This is a genomic window from Bradyrhizobium pachyrhizi (assembly GCF_029714545.1).
Classification (GTDB): Bacteria; Pseudomonadota; Alphaproteobacteria; order Rhizobiales; family Xanthobacteraceae; genus Bradyrhizobium; species Bradyrhizobium pachyrhizi.
Genome location: NZ_CP121667.1, coordinates 8130510 through 8157103 on the forward strand (window position 1 = coordinate 8130510; position 26594 = coordinate 8157103).

General features: G+C 64.4%; 31 protein-coding genes, 1 pseudogene and 1 riboswitch. Of the genes and pseudogenes, 5 read left to right on the top strand and 27 right to left on the bottom strand.

Translation table 11 applies throughout. The features are described 5' to 3' along the window. Window positions 1-87: 87 nt before the first annotated feature. From crcB to QA639_RS38385, 4 genes are all read right to left on the bottom strand, one after another. Window positions 88-474 carry a fluoride efflux transporter CrcB gene (gene crcB, locus QA639_RS38370; RefSeq protein WP_028334706.1) on the bottom strand — a complete coding sequence of 129 codons (387 nt, stop codon included), beginning with the start codon at window positions 472-474 and terminating at the stop codon, window positions 88-90. Further along, window positions 471-644 carry a hypothetical protein gene (locus tag QA639_RS38375; RefSeq protein ID WP_157347175.1) on the bottom strand — a complete coding sequence of 58 codons (174 nt, stop codon included), beginning with the start codon at window positions 642-644 and terminating at the stop codon, window positions 471-473. The genes crcB and QA639_RS38375 overlap by 4 nt, the downstream gene beginning before the upstream one ends. 68 nt (window positions 645-712) lie before the next feature. Then, window positions 713-773, bottom strand: a riboswitch (Fluoride riboswitch). A gap of 62 nt (window positions 774-835) precedes the next feature. Then, window positions 836-1030: a hypothetical protein gene (locus QA639_RS38380; RefSeq protein WP_198400262.1), complete on the bottom strand. Its 195-nt coding sequence runs from the start codon at window positions 1028-1030 to the stop codon at window positions 836-838. Further along, window positions 996-1172: a hypothetical protein gene (locus QA639_RS38385; protein ID WP_167350454.1), complete on the bottom strand. Its 177-nt coding sequence runs from the start codon at window positions 1170-1172 to the stop codon at window positions 996-998. The genes QA639_RS38380 and QA639_RS38385 overlap by 35 nt, the downstream gene beginning before the upstream one ends. Window positions 1173-1351: 179 nt before the next feature. On the opposite strand from QA639_RS38385, the gene QA639_RS38390 reads away from it, so the two are divergent. After that, on the top strand, window positions 1352-1594 hold the full coding sequence (locus QA639_RS38390) for a hypothetical protein (RefSeq protein ID WP_028334705.1): 243 nt from the start codon (window positions 1352-1354) through the stop codon (window positions 1592-1594). Window positions 1595-1620: 26 nt separating this feature from the next. On the opposite strand, the gene QA639_RS38395 is transcribed toward QA639_RS38390, so the two are convergent. From QA639_RS38395 to QA639_RS38405, 3 genes are all read right to left on the bottom strand, one after another. Continuing rightward, entirely contained in the window at window positions 1621-1761 is a 141-nt protein-coding gene (locus QA639_RS38395; RefSeq protein ID WP_157347178.1) for a hypothetical protein, read from the bottom strand. 57 nt (window positions 1762-1818) lie between these two features. Next, complete coding sequence (locus QA639_RS38400) at window positions 1819-2700, bottom strand: DMT family transporter (RefSeq protein ID WP_028334704.1); 882 nt, start codon at window positions 2698-2700, stop codon at window positions 1819-1821. A 63-nt stretch (window positions 2701-2763) separates the two neighbouring features. Then, window positions 2764-3486, bottom strand: coding sequence for a TetR/AcrR family transcriptional regulator (locus QA639_RS38405; protein WP_244978705.1), 723 nt, complete (start codon window positions 3484-3486; stop codon window positions 2764-2766). A gap of 115 nt (window positions 3487-3601) precedes the next feature. Between QA639_RS38405 and QA639_RS38410 the strand changes: the two genes are divergently transcribed. Beyond that, window positions 3602-4825 carry a cytochrome P450 gene (locus QA639_RS38410; RefSeq protein WP_283088701.1) on the top strand — a complete coding sequence of 408 codons (1224 nt, stop codon included), beginning with the start codon at window positions 3602-3604 and terminating at the stop codon, window positions 4823-4825. 84 nt (window positions 4826-4909) lie between these two features. Here QA639_RS38410 and QA639_RS38415 read toward each other — a convergent pair whose 3' ends face one another. Beyond that, window positions 4910-5722: a response regulator gene (locus QA639_RS38415; protein WP_028334701.1), complete on the bottom strand. Its 813-nt coding sequence runs from the start codon at window positions 5720-5722 to the stop codon at window positions 4910-4912. Between the two features lie 270 nt (window positions 5723-5992). Here QA639_RS38415 and QA639_RS38420 point away from each other — a divergent pair, with 270 nt between their 5' ends. Beyond that, on the top strand, window positions 5993-6196 hold the full coding sequence (locus QA639_RS38420; protein ID WP_018269610.1) for a NepR family anti-sigma factor: 204 nt from the start codon (window positions 5993-5995) through the stop codon (window positions 6194-6196). Beyond that, window positions 6196-6744: a sigma-70 family RNA polymerase sigma factor gene (locus QA639_RS38425; RefSeq protein ID WP_016847265.1), complete on the top strand. Its 549-nt coding sequence runs from the start codon at window positions 6196-6198 to the stop codon at window positions 6742-6744. Before QA639_RS38420 ends, QA639_RS38425 begins: the two co-directional genes overlap by 1 nt. A gap of 89 nt (window positions 6745-6833) precedes the next feature. Here QA639_RS38425 and QA639_RS38430 read toward each other — a convergent pair whose 3' ends face one another. Then, a complete protein-coding gene (locus QA639_RS38430) occupies window positions 6834-9740 on the bottom strand; it encodes an EAL domain-containing protein (RefSeq protein WP_028334699.1) in 2907 nt (968 codons plus the stop codon). 217 nt (window positions 9741-9957) lie between these two features. Between QA639_RS38430 and QA639_RS38435 the strand changes: the two genes are divergently transcribed. Then, a complete protein-coding gene (locus QA639_RS38435) occupies window positions 9958-10323 on the top strand; it encodes a methylamine utilization protein (protein ID WP_028334698.1) in 366 nt (121 codons plus the stop codon). Between the two features lie 18 nt (window positions 10324-10341). Here the strand turns inward: QA639_RS38435 and QA639_RS38440 are convergent, their stop codons facing one another. From QA639_RS38440 to urtB, 18 genes and pseudogenes are all read right to left on the bottom strand, one after another. After that, entirely contained in the window at window positions 10342-11397 is a 1056-nt protein-coding gene (locus QA639_RS38440) for a hypothetical protein (protein ID WP_157347184.1), read from the bottom strand. Window positions 11398-11827: 430 nt separating this feature from the next. Further along, window positions 11828-12856, bottom strand: a complete 1029-nt coding sequence (locus QA639_RS38445; RefSeq protein WP_050387211.1) for a cytochrome-c peroxidase — start codon at window positions 12854-12856, stop codon at window positions 11828-11830. 179 nt (window positions 12857-13035) lie between these two features. Then, window positions 13036-14697 carry a CHASE domain-containing protein gene (locus QA639_RS38450; RefSeq protein ID WP_050387210.1) on the bottom strand — a complete coding sequence of 554 codons (1662 nt, stop codon included), beginning with the start codon at window positions 14695-14697 and terminating at the stop codon, window positions 13036-13038. Window positions 14698-15116: 419 nt separating this feature from the next. After that, on the bottom strand, window positions 15117-15755 hold the full coding sequence (gene ureG, locus QA639_RS38455) for an urease accessory protein UreG (RefSeq protein WP_028334695.1): 639 nt from the start codon (window positions 15753-15755) through the stop codon (window positions 15117-15119). A gap of 152 nt (window positions 15756-15907) precedes the next feature. Beyond that, window positions 15908-16153, bottom strand: a pseudogene (locus tag QA639_RS38460) (urease accessory protein UreF); the annotation flags it as partial. Window positions 16154-16183: 30 nt separating this feature from the next. Then, window positions 16184-16921 (bottom strand): urease accessory protein UreF, encoded by a 738-nt coding sequence (locus tag QA639_RS38465; protein WP_050387209.1) that lies wholly within the window; start codon window positions 16919-16921, stop codon window positions 16184-16186. Next, on the bottom strand, window positions 16902-17519 hold the full coding sequence (locus tag QA639_RS38470; protein ID WP_283088702.1) for an urease accessory protein UreE: 618 nt from the start codon (window positions 17517-17519) through the stop codon (window positions 16902-16904). The genes QA639_RS38465 and QA639_RS38470 overlap by 20 nt, the downstream gene beginning before the upstream one ends. Before the next feature lie 7 nt (window positions 17520-17526). Beyond that, on the bottom strand, window positions 17527-17826 hold the full coding sequence (locus tag QA639_RS38475; RefSeq protein WP_016847276.1) for a putative quinol monooxygenase: 300 nt from the start codon (window positions 17824-17826) through the stop codon (window positions 17527-17529). A 24-nt stretch (window positions 17827-17850) separates the two neighbouring features. Beyond that, window positions 17851-18150 carry a putative quinol monooxygenase gene (locus QA639_RS38480; protein ID WP_024581875.1) on the bottom strand — a complete coding sequence of 100 codons (300 nt, stop codon included), beginning with the start codon at window positions 18148-18150 and terminating at the stop codon, window positions 17851-17853. 112 nt (window positions 18151-18262) lie between these two features. After that, window positions 18263-19978 carry an urease subunit alpha gene (gene ureC, locus QA639_RS38485; protein WP_283088703.1) on the bottom strand — a complete coding sequence of 572 codons (1716 nt, stop codon included), beginning with the start codon at window positions 19976-19978 and terminating at the stop codon, window positions 18263-18265. A 1-nt stretch (window position 19979) separates the two neighbouring features. Further along, on the bottom strand, window positions 19980-20534 hold the full coding sequence (locus QA639_RS38490) for an HD domain-containing protein (protein ID WP_028334689.1): 555 nt from the start codon (window positions 20532-20534) through the stop codon (window positions 19980-19982). Window positions 20535-20538: 4 nt separating this feature from the next. After that, a complete protein-coding gene (locus tag QA639_RS38495; RefSeq protein WP_157347192.1) occupies window positions 20539-20844 on the bottom strand; it encodes an urease subunit beta in 306 nt (101 codons plus the stop codon). 112 nt (window positions 20845-20956) lie between these two features. Next, window positions 20957-21259, bottom strand: a complete 303-nt coding sequence (locus QA639_RS38500; RefSeq protein ID WP_028334687.1) for an urease subunit gamma — start codon at window positions 21257-21259, stop codon at window positions 20957-20959. An 82-nt stretch (window positions 21260-21341) separates the two neighbouring features. Beyond that, complete coding sequence (locus QA639_RS38505; protein ID WP_283088704.1) at window positions 21342-22274, bottom strand: urease accessory protein UreD; 933 nt, start codon at window positions 22272-22274, stop codon at window positions 21342-21344. A gap of 49 nt (window positions 22275-22323) precedes the next feature. Next, a complete protein-coding gene (gene urtE / locus QA639_RS38510; RefSeq protein WP_018269603.1) occupies window positions 22324-23019 on the bottom strand; it encodes an urea ABC transporter ATP-binding subunit UrtE in 696 nt (231 codons plus the stop codon). Window positions 23020-23023: 4 nt separating this feature from the next. Continuing rightward, entirely contained in the window at window positions 23024-23785 is a 762-nt protein-coding gene (gene urtD, locus QA639_RS38515) for an urea ABC transporter ATP-binding protein UrtD (RefSeq protein ID WP_016842654.1), read from the bottom strand. Between the two features lie 4 nt (window positions 23786-23789). Beyond that, window positions 23790-24953, bottom strand: coding sequence for an urea ABC transporter permease subunit UrtC (gene urtC / locus QA639_RS38520; RefSeq protein ID WP_028334685.1), 1164 nt, complete (start codon window positions 24951-24953; stop codon window positions 23790-23792). Continuing rightward, window positions 24950-26548 (bottom strand): urea ABC transporter permease subunit UrtB, encoded by a 1599-nt coding sequence (gene urtB, locus QA639_RS38525; protein WP_428841201.1) that lies wholly within the window; start codon window positions 26546-26548, stop codon window positions 24950-24952. The genes urtC and urtB overlap by 4 nt, the downstream gene beginning before the upstream one ends. Window positions 26549-26594: the final 46 nt, after the last annotated feature.

Consider the following 26594-nt stretch of genomic DNA (forward strand, 5'->3'; position numbering starts at 1 on the left):
GATTAGGTTGAATCGTCATCGCGCCTTAGCTCTTTGTTTGAGCATGATCTTTTCGGAAAACCGCTTCGCACTTTTCCGGATCATGCTTTAGGCTGTGAACGCCCGCACCAGCAGCAAGCCGCCGAACAGCGCGAGAATCGAGAGCGCGACGGAGGCCGCGATGTAGGTGCCGGCCGACCATAGCTCGCCGCGCTGCATCAGCACGATCGCATCGAGCGAAAAGGTCGAGAAGGTGGTGAAGCCGCCGCAAATGCCGACGGTGAGAAACACCCGCATCGCCTGGCTGGCATTCCAGCTCAGCGCGAACGCTTCCGCGAAGACGCCGATCAGGAATGAACCCACGATATTGATCGCCAGCGTGCCCCAGGGAAATTCCGTGCCGACCAGGCGCCCCGCGCCGATCGCCACCAGATAGCGCGCGACCGATCCCAGCGAACCGCCGATCGCGATCGCCGCCAACAACTGAACGTTCAATGCTCCACCTTTCCGGCTCGCCATTCGATGAAGCCCGCCACCAACCCAAGCACGAAGGTCGCAGCGACCAGCTCGCCCGGCGCGCCGACCAGCAGGGCGACAACACCGACGAGCCAGATCGACCCGACCAGCGACAATGCGATTGAGAGTGAACCAGGAAGACCCGTCATGCGCTGTCCCTTCTCATTCGCGGGACACGGCGGGTCGGCGGTGGCGCATGCTCCTACCGACGCTGTCGCGCCCGGTAGGAGTCATCAGCCTCGCGGCGGTTATCGGGGGACTCCATCCCCATCAACGTGGGAATGGTAGGCGAGCGGAGCGGCGGGAACAAGTGAGCCGTTCCGCCGTTTCGCTTCTCGGCTCAGCCGGTCGTCGACAGCATCGCGTTCAGCTCAACGGCTGTTCGCAGTTGCTCGATGCGCGCGACAATCTGCTCGCGTTCGGCACCGCGCGGCAATCGGGCGAGCAGGCTTTCAAGTCGCACGCGATGTTCATCGAGGCGCTGCTCGAATGTGTGGGGTTCAGATCGCTTCCGCTTTTGAATCGTCCTCTGCATTATCGACCTTTGGCGGTTGAAGACCGGGGCTGTTGGCCCAGCGGTCCAGTTGCTCGATGACTTTCGCGTGGCTCGGGCGCCGCGGTTTCGGGGCTTCCGGCTCCTCGGACAGCTTGCGGGGAAGCTTGACGTGGTTGGCCATGGCATCTCTCCAGCGACATAACGAGGCGGGCGGCCGGATCGTTCCTTTATTTTTTATCTAAGTTATTGATTTCATTTGATAATTATACTAAATTGACGTTTTTGTCTCAACCGATGGAACCCCATGCGAGTTTGGTGGTTTAGCAAATTACTCAACAAGCTAAGTCTTGGTGTTTTGCGATGAATGAGCTTCGCGCTGAGCGTCTTCAGGTCATGCTGTCGCCGGAGGAGTTGGCAGCCCTCGACGATTTCCGCTTCAAGCACCGCATGCCGACCCGCGCCGCGGCGGTCCGCGAGCTGCTCAAGCTCGGTCTGGCCGGCATTGGCGTCGATGGGGGAGCAGGAGTGAAATCGAGCGATTATGGTGTGTTCGATCGCGGGCCCGAGGGGCACACCCAGAGCGACGCGCCGCAAGAGGATTGACGGCGCGTTGGCGCTGACGTGGCGGTTCAGCCCGCGGCGAACAGGTCGACAATCGCCTTCAGGCTGCACACCACGAGGGCCGACGTGAACATCGCCGTGCCGAGATCTGCGAGATAAAGCAGCTGCGCCCTCTGCTCCGCATCAAGCCGCGCGATCGCCTTGCGCATGGCCAAGCTCCCTTTTCGGGAGAACGCGATGCGCCGATGTCCGTTCCCTCCTTTGCGTCAGGCCCGCTGCAGCGCCAGCGTCACGCCGCCGAGCGTCAGCGCCATGGCGCCGATCTCGCGCAGGCCCAGCGGCTCACCGAGAATGATCGCGGCCGACACCACGCCGATGACCGGCACCAGCAGCATGCCCGTTGACGCCGATGTCGGCGGCAGGCGGCGCAGCGTCTCGAACCAGGTGAGATAGCAGATCCCCATCGGCATCAGCGTCATGTAGGCAAAGCAGCCGAGGCCGAGCGGCGTGATCGCGGCATAGTTCGGATGCTCGAAGAGGATGCCGAGCAGGAGCATCACGAGGCAGCCGATGCCGACCTGCCAGGCCACCACCGCGAGCGGCGGCATCGGCAGCGGCTTGCGATTCAGCACGTTGCCGAGCGCGAACAGGATGGCGCAGGCGAGCGCCAGCGCGATACCGGTGAGCTTGTCGGCGCTGAACGCAAAGCCATTGCCGCCGAGCAGGAGTGCAACGCCGGCAACGCCGAGCACCAGCGCCGCAAGATCCCGCAGCGTCGGGCGGCTGTGCAGCACCGGCCAGGCGAACAGCATCGCCCAGATCGGCATCGTGTAGGCCAGCAGCGCGCCCTCGCCGACCGTGACGAATTTCATCGCGATGGTGCCAAAGCCCATCCAGGCAAAGACATTGGTGAAGGAGGCAAACAGCAGCCGCGGAATCGCCTCGCGCGGCACGGCGAGCGACTGTCCGCGGGCCAGCGCCAGCGTGCCCAGGATCGCCGCCGCGCAGGTGCCGGCAAGCCCACGGGCGAACAGCGGCGGCCATTGCTGCAGCAACAGCTTCATCAGCGGCCAGTTCAGGGCCCAGCCGAACGCCGTCACCACCAAGCAGAGAAAGCCCACCGTTCTATCGCGCTGCGTCGTATCCATGGGCGGCGCTTAGCAGGCGAACGCAGGCGATTCCATATCGCATCGCGCATGCGCACCACCCTGTCAGGCAAAGGTGCCGATCGTGACCCGCGGCCAGCCCTCGCTTTTCCGCGCGGCGGCAAGCCTGATCGTCCAGGCATCGATCAGGCTGGCGATGAGCAGGCGGCCGGTGCCGCGCATGTCGGGCAGTTTCATGGTCGGCGTGCCGAGTGTGAGCGCGACCACGCCGTGGGTTGCCGCCAGCAGTGCGGTTGCGAGCCGCTGCGGCAGGCCCGGCGCCGGCTCGGCGCCATGTGCCGCCAGAAATTCCCGCACCGAGATCACGAACAATTCGTAGCTGCGGCGCGCAATCTCGGTCTCGCCGAAATAGACGCCGTCGGGAAAACGGCGGTCCTCGACCGTACCGGACATCGAGAACAGTGAGCGGAAGTGATCGGGATTGTCGGCCCAGTAATCGAGATAGGTTTCCATCACGCGCCGCAGCCGCAGATCGCTGTCGGCCGTCTCCGCGCGGACCCGCTCGAGGCGTTCGGCGACCGCCTCGAGATTCTGCTGCTTCACCGCGAGCAGCAGCAACAGCTTGGTCGGGTAATATTTGAGGACGGTGCCCTTCGAGTAGCCGATCGCGTCGGCGATCTTCTGGATCGAAACGGTCTCCAGCGTGCCGGCGGCGAACTCCTTGCGCGCGGTCTCGAGGATCAGCGCCTTCAGCGCCTCCTTGTCGGCCTCCTGGCGCGCCCTGCGCTGAAATCGCCGTGCGCCTTTGGCTCGCTCCACGATCGACATCCCCATCTGCCTCGCGCCTCCATGCCGCGCACCCGCCGCGATGGCAACCCCGCCCTTGCAATATGCGAATTAATTGACTACGGTCAATTAACCAATGACAAGACGGGAGGATCCGATGAGCACCCATGCGAGCCCCCTTGCGAGCTCCCTCGCCGGCGAAATGGTCCGCAGCGATTTCGATCCGTTCAGCGCGGCGACGCGGGCCGATCCTTACGGCACCTATGCGGAGCTGCGTGCCGCAGCGCCGGTCATCCGCCTGACCAGATATGACATCTGGGCGGTGCCGCGCTTTGCCGAGGTCAAGACGATCTTCGGAGACCATGTCAATTTCAGCAACGCCGGCGGCGCCGGACTTGCGAACCACTTCAAGGAAAAGCCGTGGCGGCCGCCGAGCATCGTGCTGGAAGCCGATCCGCCGCTGCACACGCGAACCCGCGCGGTGCTGGCGCGGATCCTCTCGCCCGGCGCGATGCGGCGGCTCGCTGATGATTTCAAGTCAACGGCGACGCGGCTGATCGACGGGCTGGTCGAGCGCGGATCGTTTGACGCCATCAAGGACATCGCGGAGGTGTTTCCGGTCAGCGTGTTTCCCGACGCGCTCGGCATCGACCAGGAGGGCCGCGAGAACTTCCTGACCTATGGCGCGATGGTGTTCGCCGGCTTCGGGCCCGAGAACGACTATTTTCGCGATTTGATGCAGCAGGCGCCCCGCGTGCTGCCCTGGGTCGCGGCGCGCTGCCAGCGCGAGGCGCTGCGCCCGGGCAGTTTTGGCGCGCAGGTCTATGAGGCGGCCGACGCCGGAGAGATCAGCGCGGAGGAAGCGCCGCTGCTGGTGCGTTCGCTGCTCTCGGCCGGGCTTGACACCACGATCAGCGCGATCGGCATGGCGCTGTACACGCTTGCGCGCCATCCCGAGCAATGGTCGCTGCTTGCAGCCGATCCGTCGTTGTCGCGCGCGGCATTCGACGAGACCCTGCGCTTCGATTCACCGGCGCCATTCGTGTTCCGCACCACGCCGCATGACACCGAGATTGCAGGCGTCAAGATCGGCAAGCACGAGAAGGTGCTGCTGCTACTTGCCTCCGCCAACCGCGACGAGACGCGCTGGGAGCATGCCGACCGGTTCGACGTCAGACGGCGGCTCTCCGGTCACATGGGCTTCGGCGTCGGCATCCACGGCTGTGTCGGGCAGATGGTGGCACGGCTGGAAGCCGAGGCCGTGATCACAGCGCTCGCCAGCCGCGTGAAGCAGCTCGAGATTGCAGGCCCCACAGCCTTCCGCGACAGTTCGGGCCTGCGAGCGCTCAGCACGATGCCGGTCTGCGTGACGCCGAAATAGCGTCGCCATCGAAGGCTTGCTCAAAAAAAGCCGGCGTACCTTTCGGTACGCCGGTCTGGATTTTGCCGCTTGCGTAAATTCAGCTCATGCCGAGGCGGCGCGCGGCGAGCGGTTGCGCGAGTTGCGCTGGAAGAACAGCGCCTGGCTCGCCACCGCCGACACCATCGCCGGCTGGAACGGCTTCGAGATCAGGAATGCCGGCTCCGGCCGCTCGCCGGTCAGGAAGCGCTCGGGATAGGCGGTGATGAACACCACCGGCACCTCGAAGGTCCGCAGCAACTCGTTCACGGCATCGAGGCCCGACGAGCCGTCGGCGAGCTGGATATCGGCGAGGATCAGGCCGGGCTTCTTGTTCTTGGCGAGCGCCACCGCGTCGGAATGCGTGCGGGCAACGCCGATGACGTTGTGACCGAGATTCTTCACTAGGCTCTCGAGGTCCATGGCGATGAAGGTCTCGTCCTCAATGATCAGGACGTCGGTGGCGATCTCGGCGGCCATCTCGCGGCCGGCGGCATCGGTGAGCTTGCGCGTCTCGGCGATATCGGTGCCGAGAATGTAGCCGACCTCCTCCTCCGAGAAGCCCTCGAGCGACAGCAGCAGGAAGGCCTGGCGCGGCAGCGGCGTGATGTTCGACAGCCGACGCTCCGGCGGCAGCGACAGCGTCGCCACGTCGGCATTGTCGTTGTTGTTCACCGACACCGAATTCCATATCTGGGTGAACAGCCGAAACAGGCCGGCGCGCGGCCCGTGGGTCTGATCCAGCAACGATCCATCCTGCAACAGGGCCTCGAGCATGGCCCCGACATAGGCGTCCCCCGACGCCTGATTTCCGGTCAGTGCGCGAGCGTAACGGCGCAACAGCGGAAGGTGTTCGGCAACGATCTGCGATCGGGACATTCCCACTCCATCCTTGTTCGTGAGGCCTGGCGGCCTGAAACCCGTTGTCTGGGGGCGACAGAATCCAGTTCTGGGACGACCCCGGTTCCCCTGCATCGCCGACTACGCGCGAAAGCCGAAAAAGTTCCACGAAATAGTTCCAGCATTCCGGAACTTTCTGCGCAACTTTGCATTAGCTCCTGACCGACGAGGCAACGCGGCCAGCCTCTTTTTTCGAGGAAACGACTTGGAAATCAGAGACTTAACTCCCGGGGAAGCGTGGATCACATCATGAAGGAAGTAAAGAAGCAGGGCGGTCTCAACGCCGAGATTCAATCGAGAATCGGCCACCAGCTTCGCGCCATGTACGATGACGTGGTGCGACAGGGCGTACCCGACCGCTTTGCGGAGCTGATCCGCAAACTCGACGGGCCGGAGGCTGCGGCGGCGGCCGTCGCCGGGGGCGATACCGACAAGAACAATGGAGGGGACTAATGCCTCTCACGAATGAACTTCGCGACGATATCCTTGCGTCGGTCCCGAGCCTGCGCGCGTTCGCGATCTCGCTGTCCGGTAATGGTGACCGCGCCGACGATCTGGTGCAGGAGACCCTGCTGCGCGCGATCGCCAACATCGACTCGTTCCAGCCCGGCTCGAACCTCCCCGCGTGGCTGTTCACCATCCTGCGCAACCTGTTTCGCTCCGACTACCGGAAGCGGCGGCGCGAGGTCGAGGATGCCGAGGGCAATTATGCCAAGACGCTGAAGAGCCAGCCTTCGCAGGCGGCGCATCTGGAGTTCGAGGAATTCCGCGCCGCGCTCGAAAAGCTGCCGCAGGACCAGCGCGAGGCGCTGATTTTGGTCGGCGCGTCCGGCTTCTCCTACGAGGATGCCGCGGCAATCTGCGGCTGCGCGGTCGGCACCATCAAGAGCCGCGTCAACCGCGCGCGATCGAAGCTCTCCGCGCTGCTTTATGTCGACAGCGCCGAGGATTTCGGCCCCGACAACACCGTGCGCGCCGTGATCGGCGGCAATGGCGGCTAAGCGCGACCACGGCGATAAATAGGAAAAGGCGGCCCGCGGGCCGCCTTTTTCATGTTGGCCTGCAAGGTCCGGCGACGCTCAGCGCGCCGTCAGCTGGCCATCGCCTTGACGGACGCCGGCTTGAAGCCGTTTCTCAGTTCGAGGATCTTGGCTGCGATTTCGGTCACCGGGACCGGATGACTGAACAGGAAGCCCTGCGCCTCGTTGCAGCCTTCGGCCCGCATATGATCCAGCTGCTCGACGGTCTCGATGCCCTCCGCGATCGTGGTCATGCCGAGGCTTCTGCCGAGGCTGATGACGGCGCGGACGATCGATTTCGATCCATGCGTCGCGGTCGCGTCGCGCACGAAGGATTTGTCGATCTTGAGCTTGTCGAAGGGGAAGCTGCGCAGATAGCTCAGCGAGGAATAGCCGGTGCCGAAATCATCCAGCGCGATGCGCACTCCCTGCGCCTTCAGCTTGTGCAGCGTTGCAAGCGTCTCGTTGCTGTTCGCGAGGAACACGGACTCGGTGATTTCGAGCTCCAGCCGGCGCGGCGACAATTTTGACGTCGCGAGCGCGCCGATGACGACGTCGATGAAGTCGGCATCGCGAAACTGGACCGCGGAGACGTTGACCGCGAGCTTCATCTCGCTGGGCCAGGTCGTCGCCTGTTCGCAGGCGCGATTGAGCACCCATTCTCCCAGCGGGCCGATCAGACCGATCTCTTCCGCGATCGGGATGAACTGGTCCGGCGGCACCAGCCCGCGCTTGGGGTGATGCCAGCGCAGCAACGCCTCGAAGCCGCAGATGCGGTCGAGATGGAGATCGTAGAGCGGCTGGTAGAACAACGAGAACTCGTCCTTGACCATCGCCTCGCGAAGGTCGAGCTCGATGGCCCGACGCCGCTGCAGGCTGGCGTCCATCGCAGGCTCGAAGAAGCGCCAGGTGCCGCGGCCTTCCATCTTGGCGCGGTACAAGGCGACGTCGGCGTTCTTCAGCAGCTTCTCGCCGGTGGTGCCGTCGCCCGGCGACATCGAGATGCCGACGCTGCATCCGACGATGACGCGATGCCCGTTCAGCTCGTACGGCGCGCCCACGCATTCCACGATGCGGCGCGCGAGGCGTTCGGCCTCGTCTCCGCCCTGGACGCCACACTGGATGACCGCGAACTCGTCGCCGCCCAAACGCGCGACGGTGTCGACCTCACGGACGCAGGCGTTGAGCCGGTCCGCGACTGCGCACAGCAGTTCGTCGCCGACCGGATGCCCGAGCGTGTCATTGACCTGCTTGAAATTATCGAGATCGAGACAGAACACCGCGAAGCCGAGTCCGCGGCCGACCTGCGCAACCGCCAGCTCGATCCGCTCGGCCAGCAACGTCCGGTTCGGCAGCTTGGTCAGGGCATCGTGCCGGGCCATGAACGCGATCTGCGATTCCGCCCGTTGCTGTTCGGTGACGTCCTCGCAGGTGACGAGCCAGCCGTCATCGGATGTCGGCCGTTGCGCGATCGCAATGATCCGTCCATCGCTGAGATGCTGCAGATAGTTGCCGTCGTGCTGAGCCATCGACCGCTCGCGCTCCGCCAGCAGGTCGGTGACGGTCCGCTCCCCGTGATTGCCCGCGGCGATGCTCAGGTCGAGCACCTCCTCCATGGTCATTCCGGGAACGACAAGCTCCGGCGATATATCGAAGATCTCACAGAACCGGCGGTTGGCGACCTGCAGCCGCGCCTCGCTGTTGTAGAGGCACAGCCCTTGCGACATGTGCGTGAGCGCCGCGTCGAGCCGCAGATTGGTTTCATGCAGCTCGGCCTTCTGCTGCTTCAGCGCGGAGATGTCGCTGTAGACGAGGACGACGCCGCCCTCCTGCGTCTCGCTGCGGCTGACGCGCAGCCAGCGTCCATCCGCAAGCTGCGCCTCGCTCGCAAAGCCATCGATGTCACCATCGGCGGGGGCCAAGCTCGCGGCATCGAGCCGGTCCGACTGCAGAAGCTGCGGCGAGAGACGGATGAATTCACTCGCGCGCGAGTTGGCCAGCGCGACCTGGCCATCCGCGTCGAGCAGCACGACGCCCTCACGCGACGTTTCGAGCGCATCGGAAAGCCGTGCCTGCGCGGAGCGGCGTTGCGATACTTCTTGATTGACCATTCGCCGAATGTTGTCGCGCATCGTTTCCATGGCGGTCAGAAGCGTGCCGAGCTCGTCGGTCCCGCCCTTGGGGATGGTCGCGTCGAGGTCGCCGCCGGCGATGCTTCGCGCGGCCCGCGATGCGATCGCGACCGGTCCGATAATGCGGCGCGCCAGCAGCCACGAAAACAGCGCCGACAGAAACAGCGCGACGGTCAGCCCGGCCACGTTGAGCTGCAGGTCCCGCTTGATGGTCGAGAGCGCCTTTTGCCGGAACAGGAAGCCATCGCCGGCCGTATAATTGACCAGCAGCTCGACCTGCTGGCTGACGATCTTGGAGTAGCGATCGACATCGCCGACCGTCGCACCCGGTGCGCGCGGATCGGCCGCCGTGCTGCCCTCCGTGGACGATCCGATCGCGCGCCGGTGCAGCGCCATCCAGGCGTCGGCGGCTTCCTGAACCTTGGCGGCGGCTTGCGCGGCGCGCGAGGATTGCGACCGATCGGCAGCAATCGCCAGGTCTTCCGAGAGCGTCTTTGCGAGCTTTTCAATCTGGCCATCGAGATTGGCCCGGATCTCCGGATCCGTGGTCAGCAGGCGTTGCGACGAGGCGACCCGCATCGTGGCGAAATCCGCACCGGCCGCGCGCGCATAGTTGATCGACATCAGGGATTCGTCGAAGGTCTTGGCCACCAGATCGCCGGCATGGCGGATGCCGAGGATGGAGTACCCGCCGAGGGCGACCGCAACGGCGCTCATCGCAAGGCAAAAAATCAGAATCTGGCTGCGGATCGACCCCTTGGTCAGGGCAAGACGCGAAAGGCGGCCGGTTGCGAACCGAAAGGCCGCACCGCTCTTTACCTTGAGGTTGCCAAATAGGCTGTCCATGCCCGCGTTTCGCCGTAGTGCTCGATACTCAAGCTACGCAGAAAGGCGCAGCACTGCGGAAAATAACTGTCTGCTCAAAATTGCTTTAGTAGTGACTGGAACTCATGCTGAAATCGTTAAGATCAGCTGGCGATAATCACCCTTACAGGTGGTCCGGGAGCCACATTTGCAGCCCGGGATAGCCGATATTTGGTGTTCGAGGTTCAGCGGGGGTCTCATGCAGTCAGGCTTGTTGCGCGCCTTGCGCCTGGGCCAGTTCGGCCGCGTGCCGTTTGCGGCGGCGATCGTCACTGGAGCGCTTATTGGAGCAGCTTTGGGCGCAGCCCCTTATGTCATTTCGCAGAAGGATCGTGAATTCAAACCCGCGCAGATCTCGATCAAGCGGGGTGAGGTTTTACGGTTCGTTAACGATGACGGCGAACTGCTGCATCACGCTTATTTGAGCACCGATACGTTCAGCTTCGACTCGGGCGACCAGCAGCCGGGCAGCAAGTTCGACGTCACCTTCTCGGTGCCCGGCGACTACACCGTGCTGTGCGGCATTCATCCGAAGATGAAGCTCGCCGTCCACGTCGCCAAATAGCCCCACAGGGGCGGCGATCTACAGGACCGACGTCTTGAAGATCGCGGCGTGGCCGAAATAATAGACGAACAAGGTCACCGACAGCGCGGCACAGAGTGCGACCGGGGCGAGCCACGGCGCACGACGGTCGCGCGACAACACCTTGTTGTCGGCGACAATCGCAAGCAGGACAGCGATGATCGCCGAGTGTCCGATGGTGTCGATCTTGCCGAATTCGAAGCACGCGCTGATGAACATCCCCGTCAGCACGGTGGCGGCGCAGCGCCGGATCAGCGGCGTCCAGATCAAGGCAAAGGCAAGCGTGAATTCCACCATGCCCGCGGCGCGCATGTAGAACTCGTTGTCGAAGCCCAGCGTCATCGAGGAATGCTCGATCAGCAGCGGGAAGCTCCACTCCGGATAGGCCCATTTTTCGACCGAGGCCCACATCAACGTCACCGCGGCGGCGTAGCGCATCACGTCGATCGGCCGGACTCCGAACAAATCCTTGTTCAGCCCAACCAGTGCAAAATAGGCGGCAACACCGAGAAAGATCGGGTAATCGGCGAGGTGAAAGAGACCGTAGTCGCGCACACCGATCCCGAACAGGACCACCATCCCCGCCGCCGACAGCGGCAGCGTGCGTCGTGACAGCATCCCGGCAGCGATCGCAAGCTGCAGCGCGCCGACATACGGCGACGTCGTCTTCAACTCGGGCGTCAGCAGGATGCCGCCCACGGCCCAGATCGAGATGAAGAAGAAGGCGCACACGGCGCGCATCATCAATTCGGTGCGCAGCCGCAGTCCCTCGGTGACGCGGTCCATTACCCGGATCGTGGCGTCACCCAGCGAGGTGGGCTCGATCAGGCAACCCGCAAACAGCCAGAAGATGGCGACGCCGAGCAGCAGCTCGAAATCCAGGCAAAGGACATTCTCGAGTCCGCGGGGCTGACCGGCGACATCGTAGGCACAAAACCACTTGACATGTGCCTCGGCACTGCGCGCGGCTACGACACAAAAAAGAACCGCTGCAAGGCACGTGGCGAAAAAGGAGCGCACCGCCGAGACGGTATCTCGCGCCCATCCACTAAACATTGAACCAACCGCCCACACACTTAGGACTTGTTTAACTTATATCAAATTTTAAGCTTTGCGCCTGCCGGGACACCTCGTGGTTGCATTGTGGTTAATCGTGGCGGGCGAGCCCCCGGCCTGTCCCTTAGTGCAATCTTTACAGCCGGTTCCCTCAAATTTTAGCTAATTCCGGCACGGGAGCTCAATTCAACTGTCGTAGTGAAATCCGGACAAATCGGATCGGGAGGCCGGTACAGTGTTCGGAGCGTTGAGCGTCGTAAGTATCGGGGTGGGGTCGGCCCTCGCCTATGTGACAAGATCGTCCGCTGCGCGCGCAGCGACCCTCGAGACCTGCGCGGGCGCATTCGTGATCGTGGGGCTCGGCCTCCTGGGCGCGGCGCTGCCGCACCTGTCCTGAACGAACCTCGTTCTGAACCGCGTTGAGCCGAGGTCAGCGCGGCAGTTTGGGGACGCCTGCCACCGGCGGGGCCGTTGCGGTCAGGGTTTGCAGGAAGGCGATGAGGTCGTTCTTCTCGTCTGCCGTCAGGGACAGCGGCTTGATGTCGGGCGATCGGCTCGGCCGATCGATCCCACCCTTGTTGTAAAGCTCGATGACATCTTCCAGCGTTGCCACCGATCCGTCGTGCATATAGGGCGCGCGGCGCGCGACGTCGCGCAATGTCGGCGTCTTGAACGCATATTTCAGCTTCGCCGAGGTCGGGAAGAAACGGCCGCGCCCGATGTCATGGCCCTTGGCGGTGCCGATATCCTGGAAGGATCCGTCGGAAAACGACGGGCCGCTATGGCAAGCCGAGCAACGCGCCTTGCCGTTGAAAAGCTCAAAGCCGTGCTGGGCTGATTTGCTGATGGCGGTGTCGTCGCCCTTGATCCAACGGTCGAACGGAGCCTCGCCCGCAACGATGGAGCGCTCGAAGGTCGCCAACGACGCCTCGATCCTCGGCCGCGTGATCGCGCCGTCTCCGAATGCGTGGGCGAAGGCATCGACATATCCGGGGATCGCCGAAAGTCGCGCGATCAATTCCGGCTCGGTCATGTTCAGGTTGGCCGGACTGAGGATCGGCCCGAACGCAACGGATTCCAGATCCTTGAACTTGCCGTCCCATCCCAGCGGCTCGAAGAAGGCCACATCGATCAACGTCGGCGAGCGGATCGGCAGGCCCTTGGGATCCTCACCGATGGCGCGCGGAAGGCCGTCGGCCCATGAAAGGGATGGCCTGTGGCAGCTCGCGCAGGAGTGCGTCTTTGACCTCGACAACAGCGGGTCGAAGAACAGCAGCTGTCCAAGCGCGGATTTCGCCTCCGAATAGGGATTGCTGCTCGGGAACGGAACGACGTCCGGCCGCCGATAGCTGGCACGGATTGTCGCAGGGTCGCCGGGTGCCGCCGCCGGAGTCAGGGCAAGCGACAGTCCTACCGGCAAAACTGCCGCGAGCAAGGTCAGGCTGACCCAAAGCCTCATCGGGGTCCTCAGACGGTATCCTGCTCGGTATATGCCCAAGCATGTTCAACGAAGTTTTAACAATCGGTTGCGGTCTATTACTGATACCGGGCATTGGTCACGATGACGACGGCGCATGCTTTCGCGCGTGATTTCGATCAATCCGCGCGGCGGTCCGATCACACAACCTGAGGCAGCCGCTACTTCTTCACCGGGCGCAGCGGCGCGGAGAACTGCTCGGTGCGGTCGCGCTCGGTCATGTCGACGACGGTGTCCATCGGCGCGGTCAGCTCATAGACATAGGAGACGTCGGTGAAGTAGCGCTTCGCGGTGCCGCCGAGCGCCTCGGGCGCGACGCGGTCGAGCAGGATCAGGCCGAAATCACTGTCGGCTCGCCGCGTCGCCTGGCTGGTGTTGAACTCTTCCCAGCGGAAATGAAAGACCGAGTCCGCATCCTCGCCGACGACCTCCCAATTGGCGACGATGTGCGGGTGCTTGCCGACCAGCGACAGCCCTTCGTCGGAATGCGAGGCGAGTTCGAAGAACAGCAGCGACAGCGATTGGGCGGCGCGGGCGCTGACCGTGATGTCGGGACCGTTCACCGCGATCCGGTCGGCATGCGGGATCGCGCGCGATTCGAACAGGCCCTTCAGCTTGACGCCCTGCCACTGGCTCTCGCTGAGCAGCGTGACGACGTTCGACATCGCGTGGATGCGCCCGATCAAGAGCTCGCGCGCGACATCGATATCGGCGCCGTGCCGCAGCGTGCGGGTCACGATCGACTGGATCACCGCGAGGATGTTCTTGACGCGATGGTTGAGCTCGTCGATCACGGCGGTCAACCGGCGCTCGAAGCCGATGCGGACCTCGATCTCGCGGCTGAGCCGCAGATTGTTGTAGGCGACATAGCCGAACAGGCCGCAGACGATGCCGGTCAACGCGAGGCCGATCGCCGCGACGATGGTCGCGGTCTGCTGCGCACGCACCGTGGCGTTGCTCTTGGCGTAATAGTCGAGCGACCAGTCACGGCCGCCGAACGTCACCGTGCGCACCATCGACGGCAGCGGGCCATCCTGGCGCACCGCGCGCGAGGTGACGATGCCCTGCTCGTTGGCGGTGAACTCGTCGTTGGAGTCGCGCGGATCCTTCAGCGCCACCGCGAACAGCGAGCTGTCGTCGTTGGTCAGCATCAGCGACGACAGCTCGTAGGAGAAGGTGATGAAGCCCGCCGGCTCGGACGCGCCCTCCTGGAACACCGGCGCGGCGAGCACGACCCCGACCGGGCCGTTCTGCCGCAACAGCGGCACCGGATCGGAGGCCACCGGCTTGGCGTTGGCCATCGCCCGCGCCAGCATCGGGCCCACCACCGAATGGCGGTCGAAGGCGCGGCCCGGAATGCTCAAGGTCTCCGGATTGCGCGGCTCGACGTCCATCAGCACGTTGATCGGCTTGTCGAGCGCCTTGAGGTCGAGCGCCTGGTCGTCGAAATCCCGGATGGTCGGATTGGTGAAGCCGTTGGCCTTCAGCTCGGCCTCCGCCGCGGCCAGCTCGTCCGGCTTGAGCCGCGCGATCCAGGCGGCGACGACGAAATCCGTCTTGAAGGCGTAGATCGCCGAGCGCAGCGGCTGCAGCATGTTGGCCTTCACCATCGACGGCGCCCGGAACAGCCCCGAGGCGACCCGCGCCAGCAGCTCGCGCTCGGTCAGGCGGTCCTGCACCAGGCTGGCATGGACGTCGATCGCCCGCGCCAGCGCGATGCCGTCGATCGCGAGCTCCTGATCGTGCACCCGATAGGCGGCAAGACCGGAGAGCAGAACTCCGATCAGCGCAATCAAGGCAACGATGAAGCCCAGTCGAACCACACGCTTACTCGGCAATCAGGGGGTGGCGAAAGGGGACGGAAGTCATCTGGCTTCTGCAAGGGCGGCGACAAATCAGGATGCGATGAAGGCCCGCCGCAAAGGAATATGGAATAGCGATCATCGGTCCGCAACAGGAGCCGGTCGGCAACATTAACGACGACGCCACCCGGCGGTCTTTGGCGGCGCCAAAGGTTGCTAATCGGCAAAGTTGGAAATTGTTCCGGCGATTGCGCAGCTTTTTTGCGGCGAGGTGCGCGCCCCCTCTCATCGACCGTCACCCTGAGGAGCGCGGTACGCGCGTCTCGAAGGATGAACGGCCCGGCCGGTGGCCGTTCATCGTTCGAGGCTCGCTCTGCTCGCGCCTCGGGAAGACAGGATCGGCGCTAGTGGCCTGCCACAATGATTAACGCCTAACCGACCTAACCTGCCTTGACCTTGCCCTGCGACCGAAGGCCGCCCTTGGTCTCGATGAAGCTGATGATGCGATCGAGGCCGTCGCTCTTCTTCAGGTTGGTCATCACGAAGGGCCGCTCGCCGCGCATCCGCCTGGCGTCGGTGTCCATCTTCTCGAGTGACGCACCGACATGGGGTGCAAGATCGATCTTGTTGATCACCAGGAGGTCGGATCGCGTGATGCCGGGGCCGCCCTTGGAGGGGATCTTGTCGCCGGCGGCAACGTCGATGACGTAGATCGTCAGATCGGCCAATTCCGGCGAGAAGGTCGCCGCCAGATTGTCGCCGCCGGATTCGATCAGCACCAGATCGAGGTCGGGGAATTTTGCCCGCATGTCGGCGACCGCGGCGAGATTCATCGAAGCGTCCTCGCGGATCGCAGTATGCGGACAGCCGCCGGTCTCGACACCGGCGATGCGGTCCGGCGTCAGCGAGCCGGAGCGCACCAGAAACTCGGCATCCCATTTGGTGTAGATGTCGTTGGTGATCGCGGCGATGTCGTAGCGCTCGCGCATCGACTTGCAGAGCAGGTCCATCAGCGCGGTCTTGCCGGAGCCGACCGGACCGCCGACGCCGACACGAAGTGGGCCGTGGGAAGTGGGCATGTGACACGCTCTCCGTTATCGTCGTCCCGGCGAAAGCCGGGACCCATTACCACCGAATTGAATTGTTGCGCGAAGCTGGGGCCGCAGGCTTGCATAGCCACAGAGACCGGTGGTTATGGGTCCCGGCTTTCGCCGGGACGACGGTGAGACCATCATGACCGGAACAGCCTCGTGTATTGCGTCTCGTGACGCAGGCTTGCGAGATCGGCGCGAAAGGTCGCGCCGCCGAGATCGTCGAGCGAGGCCGCATTGGCCCCCGCCGCGGTCGCTGCCACGACCGGCTCGAGATCGGCCAGCACGCGCTGACTGGCGGTCTGCCCGAGCGGGATCAGCCGGCTGCCCGCGGAAATCCAGTTGGAGGTCACGGCATGCAGGAAGGCGTGCAGCGCCGGCGCAAGCCGGCTTTCGCCGGGACGACGGTGAGACCATCATGACCGGAACAGCCTCGTGTATTGCGTCTCGTGACGCAGGCTTGCGAGATCGGCGCGAAAGGTCGCGCCGCCGAGATCGTCGAGCGAGGCCGCATTGGCCCCCGCCGCGGTCGCTGCCACGACCGGCTCGAGATCGGCCAGCACGCGCTGACTGGCGGTCTGCCCGAGCGGGATCAGCCGGCTGCCCGCGGAAATCCAGTTGGAGGTCACGGCATGCAGGAAGGCGTGCAGCGCCGGCGCAAGCCGAATGCCGTGTGCAGCGCTGACGATGCCGACCGCCAAGGGGTAGACGACAGGGCCCTCGCAAGCCGCGATCATCGCGTCGAGGTCGGGCGAATTCCACGCGGCACCGGCGATCTCGATGAAGGCGCGCCCCTGCGTCGTGGTCTCGAGCTGCCGCTCGCGCGACGGCACGAAGGCCGCGGCAAGTTCGGCGATCTCCTTCAGCCCGGCATGATTGGGCTGCAACGCCGCACGAAAACTCTGCGCGAGAAACACGGCGTCGCAAAATCCGCTGCCGTCGGAAAGCATCGCGGCGAGCCAATCGCGCAGCGACGCGGCATCCGTGATGTCGCCGGCCTCGACCGCCCATTCGATGCCACTGGAATAGGCGAACGCCCCCACCGGAAAGGACGGCGACAGCCACGTCATCAGCCGATACAGCGCGGCCGCCTCGTCCTCCGCCATCCCGCCGCGCATCGCGGCGGGATCAGGCTCATTTGTGGTCATGAGCATGGGAGTGGTCGTGGTGATGATGAGCATGCTCGCAATGCTCATCATGATGATGGTGGTGGTCATGGTCAGGCCCATGATCATGGCCATGGTGGTGACCGTGATCATGCGCATGGCTGTGGGCATGATCGTGCCCGGTGTGACCATGCGCGTGCTCGTCGGCATGCGCATGCTCGGCATAGGCGCCGCCCTCGGGATCGAACGGTGCCTCGATCTCGATGACACGGGCCCCTAACCCCTTCACCATCGCCTCGATCACGTGATCCCTGCGGATGCGCAATCCCTTCGGCATGATCTGGGTCGGCAGATGACGGTTGCCGAGATGCCAGGCGACCCGGATCAGATGATGCGGATCGCTGCCGCGGATTTCCGCCAGCGGCTCGGGAGCTGCGACCACCTCGACGAGACGACGGTCCTCCAGCACCAAGGCATCGCCGCCGCGCAGCGCGACGGCGTTTTCGAGATCAAGCAGGAATTCGAGCCCGCGCGTCCCTGACATCACCATCCGCCGCCGGTGCCGGTCGTCGAAATCGAGCACGACGGTGTCGGCTGGCGCTTCCGTCCAGCGATGCTGTCCCAGGACCTTGGTGGCGCGGATCATCGATGCCTCAGAGCTTCTCGACCTTGGCGTCGCTGATGATCTCGATCACCGTCGGCCCGGTCTTCATGTTAGCGGAATATTCGCGCCATACCTTCATGTGCGGCGCCCTGGCATGGGCGTTGAGGTCCTCGCGGCTCTCCCAGCGCTCGACCACCACATAGAGGTTGGGATCGTTGACGCTGACATTGCCGTCGTAGGAGATGCAACCCTTCTCCTTGCGGGTCTCGACCGTGCAGGCCTTGTGCCCCTTGATGAAGTCGTCCTTGTTCTCCGGCTTCATCGGCGTGGTGGCGATGACATAGATCATGGATTATCTCCCTTCTTTTTCTCGTTAGCGAACGTCGACCTTCTCGGGCGTGATCACCTCGATCTTCGGCGGCGCGGCCATGCATTTCACCGCGACCCGGCCGAACGTCTTCATGTGCTCGGCGGTGCGATGCGGTACCAGCGCTTCCGCGTTCTCCCACTGCTCGACGAACACCATCTTGCTGTGGTCGGTGACGCTCTCATGCAAATCGTAGGCGATGTTGCCGGGCTCCTTGCGGGTTTCCTTGATGCAGGCCGTCGCCGCAGCGATGAATTCGGCGCGGGTCTCGGGCTTGATGGTCAGCGTAGCAACGACGTAAATCACGGAAATTCCTCCCGGTTTTCTCTTTTTGGCTTGAGTCTTGTTTTGACGCGTTTTCTTTCCGCGAACCGGAAATCCACTTCGCTCGAAAACGCTCTGGTTACCGGGACGGGTTTTAGAACATAAAATAGCGCTGTGCCATGGGCAGCACCTCGGCCGGCGCGCAGGTCAGCAGTTCGCCGTCTGCGCGTACCTCATAGGTCTCGGGATCGACCTCGATCTCGGGCGTCGCGTCGTTGTGGATCATGCTCTTCTTCGAGATCTTGCCGCGGGTGTTCTGCACCGCGTAGAGCTTCTTGCTGATGCCGAGCTTGCGGGCGAGACCGCCGGTGACCGCGGCCTTCGAGGTGAACACCACCGAGGATGCAGTCAGCGATTTGCCGAAGGCCGCGAACATCGGCTGGTAATGCACCGGCTGCGGCGTCGGGATCGAGGCATTGGGATCGCCCATCGGCGCCGCCACGATCGAGCCGCTCTTGATGATGCAATCCGGCTTGACGCCGAAAAACGCCGGCGACCACAGCACGAGGTCGGCGAGCTTGCCTTTCTCCACCGAGCCGATCAGCTTCGACACGCCGTGCGCGATCGCGGGGTTGATGGTGTATTTGGCGATGTAGCGCTTGACGCGGAAATTGTCGTTGTCGTTGCCCTTGTCCTGTGGCAGCGACCCGCGTTGCTTCTTCATCTTGTCGGCGGTCTGCCAGGTGCGGATGATGACCTCACCCAACCGGCCCATCGCCTGCGAATCCGACGACATCATCGAGAGCGCGCCGAGGTCGTGCAGGATGTCCTCGGCGGCGATGGTCTCCTTGCGGATCCGGCTCTCGGCGAAGGCGAGGTCTTCGGCGATCGACGGATCGAGGTGATGGCACACCATCAGCATGTCGAGATGCTCGTCGATCGTGTTGCGGGTGAACGGCCGGGTCGGATTGGTGGAGGACGGCAGCACGTTCTTCAGGCCGGCAATTTTAATGATATCCGGTGCGTGGCCGCCGCCGGCGCCTTCGGTGTGGAAGGCGTGGATGGTGCGGCCCTTGAAAGCCTTCACCGTGTCCTCGACGAAGCCGGACTCGTTCAGCGTGTCCGAATGCAGCATCACCTGGACGTCGTAATCGTCGGCCACGGAAAGGCAAGTGTCGATCGCCGACGGCGTGGTGCCCCAGTCCTCGTGCAGCTTCAGCGCGCAGGCGCCCCCCTTGATCATCTCGACCAGCGCCGCCGGACGCGACGCGTTGCCCTTGCCGGAAATTCCGAGGTTGACCGGGAAGGCGTCGAACGCCTGGATCATCCGCCCCATATGCCACGGGCCGGGCGTGCAGGTGGTGGCGAAGGTGCCGTGCGAGGGGCCGGTGCCGCCGCCGAGCATCGAGGTGACGCCAGACATCAGCGCGTGCTCGATCTGCTGCGGGCAGATGAAATGGATGTGGCTATCGAAGCCGCCGGCGGTGAGGATCTTGCCCTCGCCGGCGATCACGTCGGTACCGGGACCGATGACGATGGTGACATTGGGCTGGATGTCCGGATTGCCGGCCTTGCCGATCGCGGCGATCATGCCCTCCTTGATCGCGACGTCGGCCTTGACGATGCCCCAGTGATCGACGATCAGTGCGTTGGTGATGACAGTATCGGCGGCGCCTTGCGCGTTGGTCACCTGCGACTGCCCCATGCCGTCGCGGATCACCTTGCCGCCGCCGAACTTCACCTCCTCGCCATAGGTGGTGAGATCCTTCTCGACCTCGATGATCAGATCGGTGTCGGCGAGCCGAACCCTGTCGCCAGTGGTCGGGCCGAACATGTCGGCATAGACGGAACGCTTGATCTTCACGGACATGTCAGCCCCCAGTTTCAGCCAGCGCGGCCTTGGCGCGCGCAATCGTGTCGTCGAAAATGCGGTCGAGCCGCGGATTGATGCCCCGGCAACCGGCAACGACCTTGTCGGCCCAGGTCGCATAGTCGGCGAGATCGTCGCGCTCGTCCTTGCTTGGGTGCGGCACGATCCGCGCGCCGATATTGCTGATCTTGTCGGCGATCTTGATCAGCTTTGCACCGGGAGATTTGTGCGGTGCATCCTCGATCTGCTTTTGCCGGCGGGCAGGCTTTGGCAGGCTCATGTCATCGGTGCACTCGACCACCAGCGAGGCAACGCGCGCGGTGAACTTCTGCGCGAGCTCCTCGCGCGTGGTCTCGGTGTCCTCGAGGGTGTCGTGAAGCCAGCCTGCTACCACCAGTTCGGCATCGGCGCCATCGGTCACCTGCGCGAGCAGGTTCGCGACCTCGGCGAGATGGTTGATGTAAGGCTCACTCCCCCGCCCCTTGCGCGCCATCCCATTATGACGGTGCGCGGCAAGCTCGGCAGCTTCGGAGACCATGCGGACAGCGGGAAGCATGGCGCTACAGCTTCCCCTTCACCTCGGCGCGAAAGCCGTAGATCACGCGCTTGCCGGCGAGTGCGACGAGCTGGGCGTCGCGGGTCTGGCCGGGTTCGAAGCGGACGGCGGTGCCGGCGGCGATGTCGAGGCGCATGCCGCGGGCCTTCTTGCGGTCGAATTTCAGCGCGGGGTTGGTTTCGAAGAAGTGGTAGTGCGAGCCGACCTGGATCGGACGGTCGCCGGTGTTCGCGACCGAGAGCGTCACGGTCTTGCGGCCGGCATTGAGCTCGATCTCGCCGTCCTTGATGAAGAGTTCGCCGGGGATCATTCGTCTCTCCTGTCATTCCGGGGCAATGCGCAGCATCGGACCCGGAATCTCGATCAACAATCTCTGGATTCCGGGCTCGGCCGTTCCGGCCGCCCCGGAATGACGCTCATGGCTAGCGGATCGGCTCGTGCACGGTGACGAGCTTGGTGCCGTCGGGGAATGTCGCCTCGACCTGGATGTCGTGGATCATCTCCGGGATGCCATCCATCACCTGCGCGCGGGTCAGGACCTTGGCGCCGGCCTGCATCAGCTCTGCGACGGTGCGGCCGTCGCGCGCGCCCTCGACGATGAAGTCGGTGATCAACGCGACGGCTTCAGGATGGTTCAGCTTGACGCCGCGCTCGAGCCGGCGCCGCGCCACCATGGCCGCCATCGATACCAGGAGCTTGTCCTTTTCGCGGGGAGACAAATTCATGCGAGCACTCTGATCGTTCTTGAAACGTTTAAGTTGGGCATGATCCGATCGGAAAACCGGTATCCACTTTTCCGGATCATGCCTAGTTGAGCCAAAGCCGCGGCAGCGGGACTGTGGAGGCGCGGCCGAGCACCGTCATCATGTCGGCGCGCAGCCGGGCCGCATCTTGGGCACAGAAGCGGGCCATTGCAAAGCCATTCCAGGCGGAGATGCCGACTTCGCCGCCGAAGCTTTCCGAAGCCTCGCGGATGCGCTCGACCAGGGCTTCGTCGCCCGGCACGATCAGCGCCGTGCCGATCGCGCAGCCGCCGCCCGCGATCGCGGGTCGCGCGAGCTTCTCGCCGATCTCGCCGTCGAGGCGGATGGTCTCGGCAAACACCAGCCGGCCGCCGCGTCGCATCCGCCAGCGATCGACGAACTCGCCGTGGCGCATGGTCTCGCCCATCGCGGCGCGGCCGAACACCACGATCTCACACAGCAACAGCGAAGCGGCCTCGGCCAGGTCGATGTCGAAGCTCCTGACAATACGGGCGCGGTCGAACAGAATGGTCTCCTGCGGCAACCAAGAGAGATGCGCGCTGTCCGCGACCTTGAGCGCGATGTCGAGGCGCGCCGCGGCGGGGCATGCTGCGATCCGATCGGATCGCACCAAGCCCTCATTTTTTTTGGACGCGTTTTCTTCACGCGAACCGGCAACCACTTCGCTCGAAAACGCTACGGGCGCGCGGTAGACTTTCTCAGCCGCCGCGGTGGTCAGCGTCAAACGCGCGCCCTCGCCGGCCGCGACCGCGATCTCGAAGCGGTCCCCGCCGGCAATGCCGCCGGCGGTGTTGACGAACATGGCCGAGAGGCCGTCGTCCTCCGGCGATGGGAAGCGGACGCGCAGCGAGCCGGACTCATGCAGGTCGCCGCGGCGGGTGGCGCCATCCTTGAGATGCACGCCGAACCGGACCGCACCCTGGGCGCGGTTTGCCGCAAACGTTGCCGCTGCCGCGCCTGCGATCCCGGTCCGCATTCCCCCGACGCTCCCTTCGCGCGCCACAACAAGCGGCGTCACATCCTGTTCACAGCGCCATCTGGCGGCTGATCTCGGCGGGATCGAGGCTTGCGCGGTCGCAGGCATATTTCACCGCCCCCCGGTCCATCACGGCAAAACTGTCGCCGAGTTCGCAGGCAAAGTCGAGATATTGTTCGACCAGCACGATGGCGATGTTGCCGAGGTTGCGCAGATAGGAGATGGCGCGGCCGATATCCTTGATGATCGAGGGCTGGATGCCCTCGGTCGGCTCGTCGAGCAGCAGGAGCTTCGGCCGCATCACCAACGCGCGGCCGATCGCGAGCTGCTGCTGCTGGCCACCGGAAAGGTCGCCGCCGCGGCGGCCCAGCATGGTCTCGAGCACCGGAAACAGCGAGAACACGTCGTCGGGAATGTTGCGGTCTTCGCGCTTGAGCGGACCGAAGCCGGTCTTGAGGTTCTCTTCCACCGTCAGCAGCGGAAAGATCTCGCGGCCCTGCGGCACGAAGCCGATGCCGCGACGCGCCCGCTCATAGGGCTTCAGCGCGGTGATGTCCTTGCCGTCGAAATTGATAGTGCCGGAGGCGATCGGATACTGGCCGACCATGGCGCGGAGCAGCGAGGTCTTGCCGACGCCGTTGCGGCCGAGCACGCAGGTGACCTTGCCCGGCTCGGCGGTCAGCGACACGCCGCGCAGCGCCTGCGCCGCACCGTAGTAGAGATTGATGTTGTCGATCTTCAGCATCGCGCTAGCGCCCCAGATACACTTCGACCACCCGCTCGTTCGACGACACCTGGTCGATCGAACCTTCGGCGAGCACCGAGCCCTCATGCAGGCACGTCACCTTGACGCCGAGCTCGCGCACGAAGGTCATGTCGTGCTCGACCACCATGATGGTGTGGTTCCTGTTGATCTCCTTCAGGAGCTCCGCGGTCAGATGGGTCTCGACATCGGTCATGCCGGCGACCGGCTCGTCGACCAGCAGCACTTTCGGGTCCTGCGCCAGCAACATGCCGATCTCGAGCCACTGCTTCTGGCCGTGCGACAGGCTGCCGGCGAGGCGGTTGCGCGCATCGGTCAGGCGGATGGTCTCGAGCACCTTGTCGATGCGCTCGGACTCGGCCTTGCTGCCGCGCCAGAACAGCGTGCCGCGCACGGAATGATCGACATTGAGCGCGAGCAGGAGGTTGTCCTGCACGGTCTGGCTCTCGAACACCGTCGGCTTCTGGAATTTGCGGCCGATGCCGAGCTCGGCGATACGGGTCTCGTCGAGCCGGGTCAGGTCGACGGTGCCGTCGAACAGCACGGTGCCCTCGTCCGGCTTGGTCTTGCCGGTGATGATGTCCATCATCGTGGTCTTCCCGGCGCCGTTCGGGCCGATGATGGCACGCATCTCGCCGGGCTCGAGCGCCAGCGACAGATTGTTGATGGCATGGAAGCCGTCGAACGAGACGTGCACGCCGTCGAGGTAGAGCATGGCCGAGGTGGCGCGGGTATCCATGACGTTCATCTGCCTACTCCGCCGCGTTCGGTGCGCCGATGCCGTCTTCGCGCGCGGCGCTGTCGGCGTCGGGAGAGCTGTGCCGTGCCTTCTCCCACCAGCTGTTGAAGGTGCCGACGATGCCCTTGGGCAGCAGCAACGTGACCAGGATGAACAGCGCGCCCAGCATGAACAGCCAGTACGGTGCGAGCGGCCCCGAGGTAAAGAACGTCTTGGCATAGTTGACGACGACGGCGCCGAGCGCCGCGCCGACCAGCGTGCCGCGGCCGCCGACCGCGACCCAGATCACCGCCTCGATCGAGTTGGCGGGCGCGAACTCGCTGGGATTGATGATGCCGACCTGCGGCACGTACAGCGCACCGGCGACGCCGGCCATGCAGGCCGACAGCGTGAACACGAACAGCTTGTAGGATTCGACGCGATAGCCAAGGAAACGGGTCCGGCTTTCGGCGTCACGCACGGCGATCAGGACCTTGCCGAGCTTCGAGGTCACGATCGCGCGGCAGATCAGGAACGCGATGATCAGCGCCAGGCAGCTCAGCAGGAACAGCGCCGCGCGGGTGCCTTCGGCCTGCACGTTGAAGCCGAGGATGTCCTTGAAATCGGTCAGCCCGTTGTTGCCGCCGAAGCCGAAATCGTTGCGGAAGAACGCCAGCAGTAGCGCATAGGTCATCGCCTGCGTGATGATCGACAGATAGACGCCGGTGACGCGCGAGCGGAAGGCAAGCCAGCCGAAGCAGAAGGCGAGCAGACCCGGCACCAGCAGCACCATCAGTGCCGCGAACCAGAACTTGTCGAAGCCGTACCAGTACCAGGGCAGCTTGCTCCAGTTCAGGAACACCATGAAGTCGGGCAGGATCGGGTTGCCGTAGACGCCGCGGCTGCCGATCTGGCGCATCAGGTACATGCCCATCGCGTAGCCGCCGAGCGCGAAGAACGCCCCGTGGCCGAGCGAGAGGATGCCGCAATAGCCCCAGATCAGATCGATCGAGAGCGCGAGGATGGCGTAGCAGACATATTTGCCCCACAGCGCCACCAGATAGGTCGGCACCTGGAACATCGAGCCCTGCGGCAGCAGCAGGTTCGACAGCGGGATCAGCACGCCGATCGCGGCGACGATCAGGACGAACGCGGTCGCCGCGCGGTCGAGCGAACGGGTGAGGATGTGCGGCGTCATGCTTCCACCGCCCGACCCTTGAGCGCGAACAGGCCGCGCGGCCGCTTCTGGATGAACAGGATGATGAGCACCAGGATCGCGATCTTGCCGAGCACCGCGCCCGCGACAGGCTCGAGGAACTTGTTGGCGATGCCGAGCGTGAAGGCGCCGACCAGCGTGCCCCAGAGATTGCCGACGCCGCCGAACACCACGACCATGAAGCTGTCGATGATGTAGCTCTGGCCGAGATTCGGGCTGACATTGTCGATCTGCGACAGCGCCACGCCGGCAATGCCGGCGATGCCCGAGCCGAGGCCGAAGGTCAGCGCGTCGACGCGCGAGGTTGCGATCCCCATCGAGGCCGCCATGCGGCGGTTCTGCGTCACCGCGCGCATCTCGAGGCCGAGTGCGGTGTAGCGCAGCATCGCCAGCAGGATGGCAAACACCGCGAGCGTGAAGCAGAGGATCCACAGCCGGTTATAGGTGATGGTGATCTGGCCGAGCTCGAAGGCACCGCTCATCCAGGAGGGGTTGCCGACCTCGCGGTTGGTCGGACCGAACGCGGTGCGCACCGCCTGCTGCAACACCAGGGACAGGCCCCAGGTCGCGAGCAGCGTCTCCAGCGGACGGCCGTAGAGGAAGCGGATGATGGTGCGCTCGATCAGCACACCGATCAGGCCGGCGACCAGGAAGGCGAGCGGCACCGCGATCAGCAGCGAGTAGTCGAACAGCGCAGGATAGCGGCTGCGGATCACCTCCTGCACCACGAAGGTGGTGTAGGCCCCGAGCATCACCATCTCGCCATGCGCCATGTTGATGACTCCCATCACGCCGAAGGTGATGGCAAGCCCGATCGCGGCGAGCAGCAGCACCGAGCCGAGTGACACGCCGTACCACGCATTCTGCACCATCGACCACATCGCCAGATTGCTCTGGATCGAGGACACCGCGCTTGCGGCCGCGTTGGCGACCAGCGGCGGCTGGTCGGCGCCGAGGGCGGTAAGCAGCGCCAGCGCCTCCTGATCGCCGCGCGCCTTGACCACAGCGACGGCGTCGAGCTTGTCGCTGTCGGATGCGTCCGACTTGAACAGGATGATGGCGGCGCGCGCCTCGGCGAAGGCCTGCTTGACCGACTTGACGCTCTCCTTGGCGAGCGCGCTCTCCACCGTCGGCAGCACATTCTCCTCGTGGCTCTTGAACACCGACTGCGCGGCGGCGAGGCGCTTGGCCGGGTCCGGCGAGAGCAGCGTCAGGCCGCCGAGCGCGGCCTCCACGGTGCGGCGCAGGCGGTTGTTGAGGCGGACGGCGGCGGCGTTGTCGGGCAGCTTGTCGACGGCAGCCCCCGTGGCGGCGTCGACAATCTTGCCGTCGGTCCGCGTGATGAAGACCTTCTTGCTGTCGGGATCGGCCGAGAGCCGGCCGTCCTGCAGCGCACTGATGATGGGCGAGGCCAGCGCATTGCCCGATGCGGCGACCTCGCCGATCGCAGCCTCGGTGTCGGAGAACTCGTCATTGGCGAATTTGGCGACCGAATCCTCGAACGGACCGGCCAGCGCCGGCACTGTCAGGCAGCTCAGCAGCAGGATCGAGAGAAACAGCGCACGAAAACGATCAATACAATTGGCGAACACGTCAGTACCCCGGCAGGAGTGTGAGGAGAAG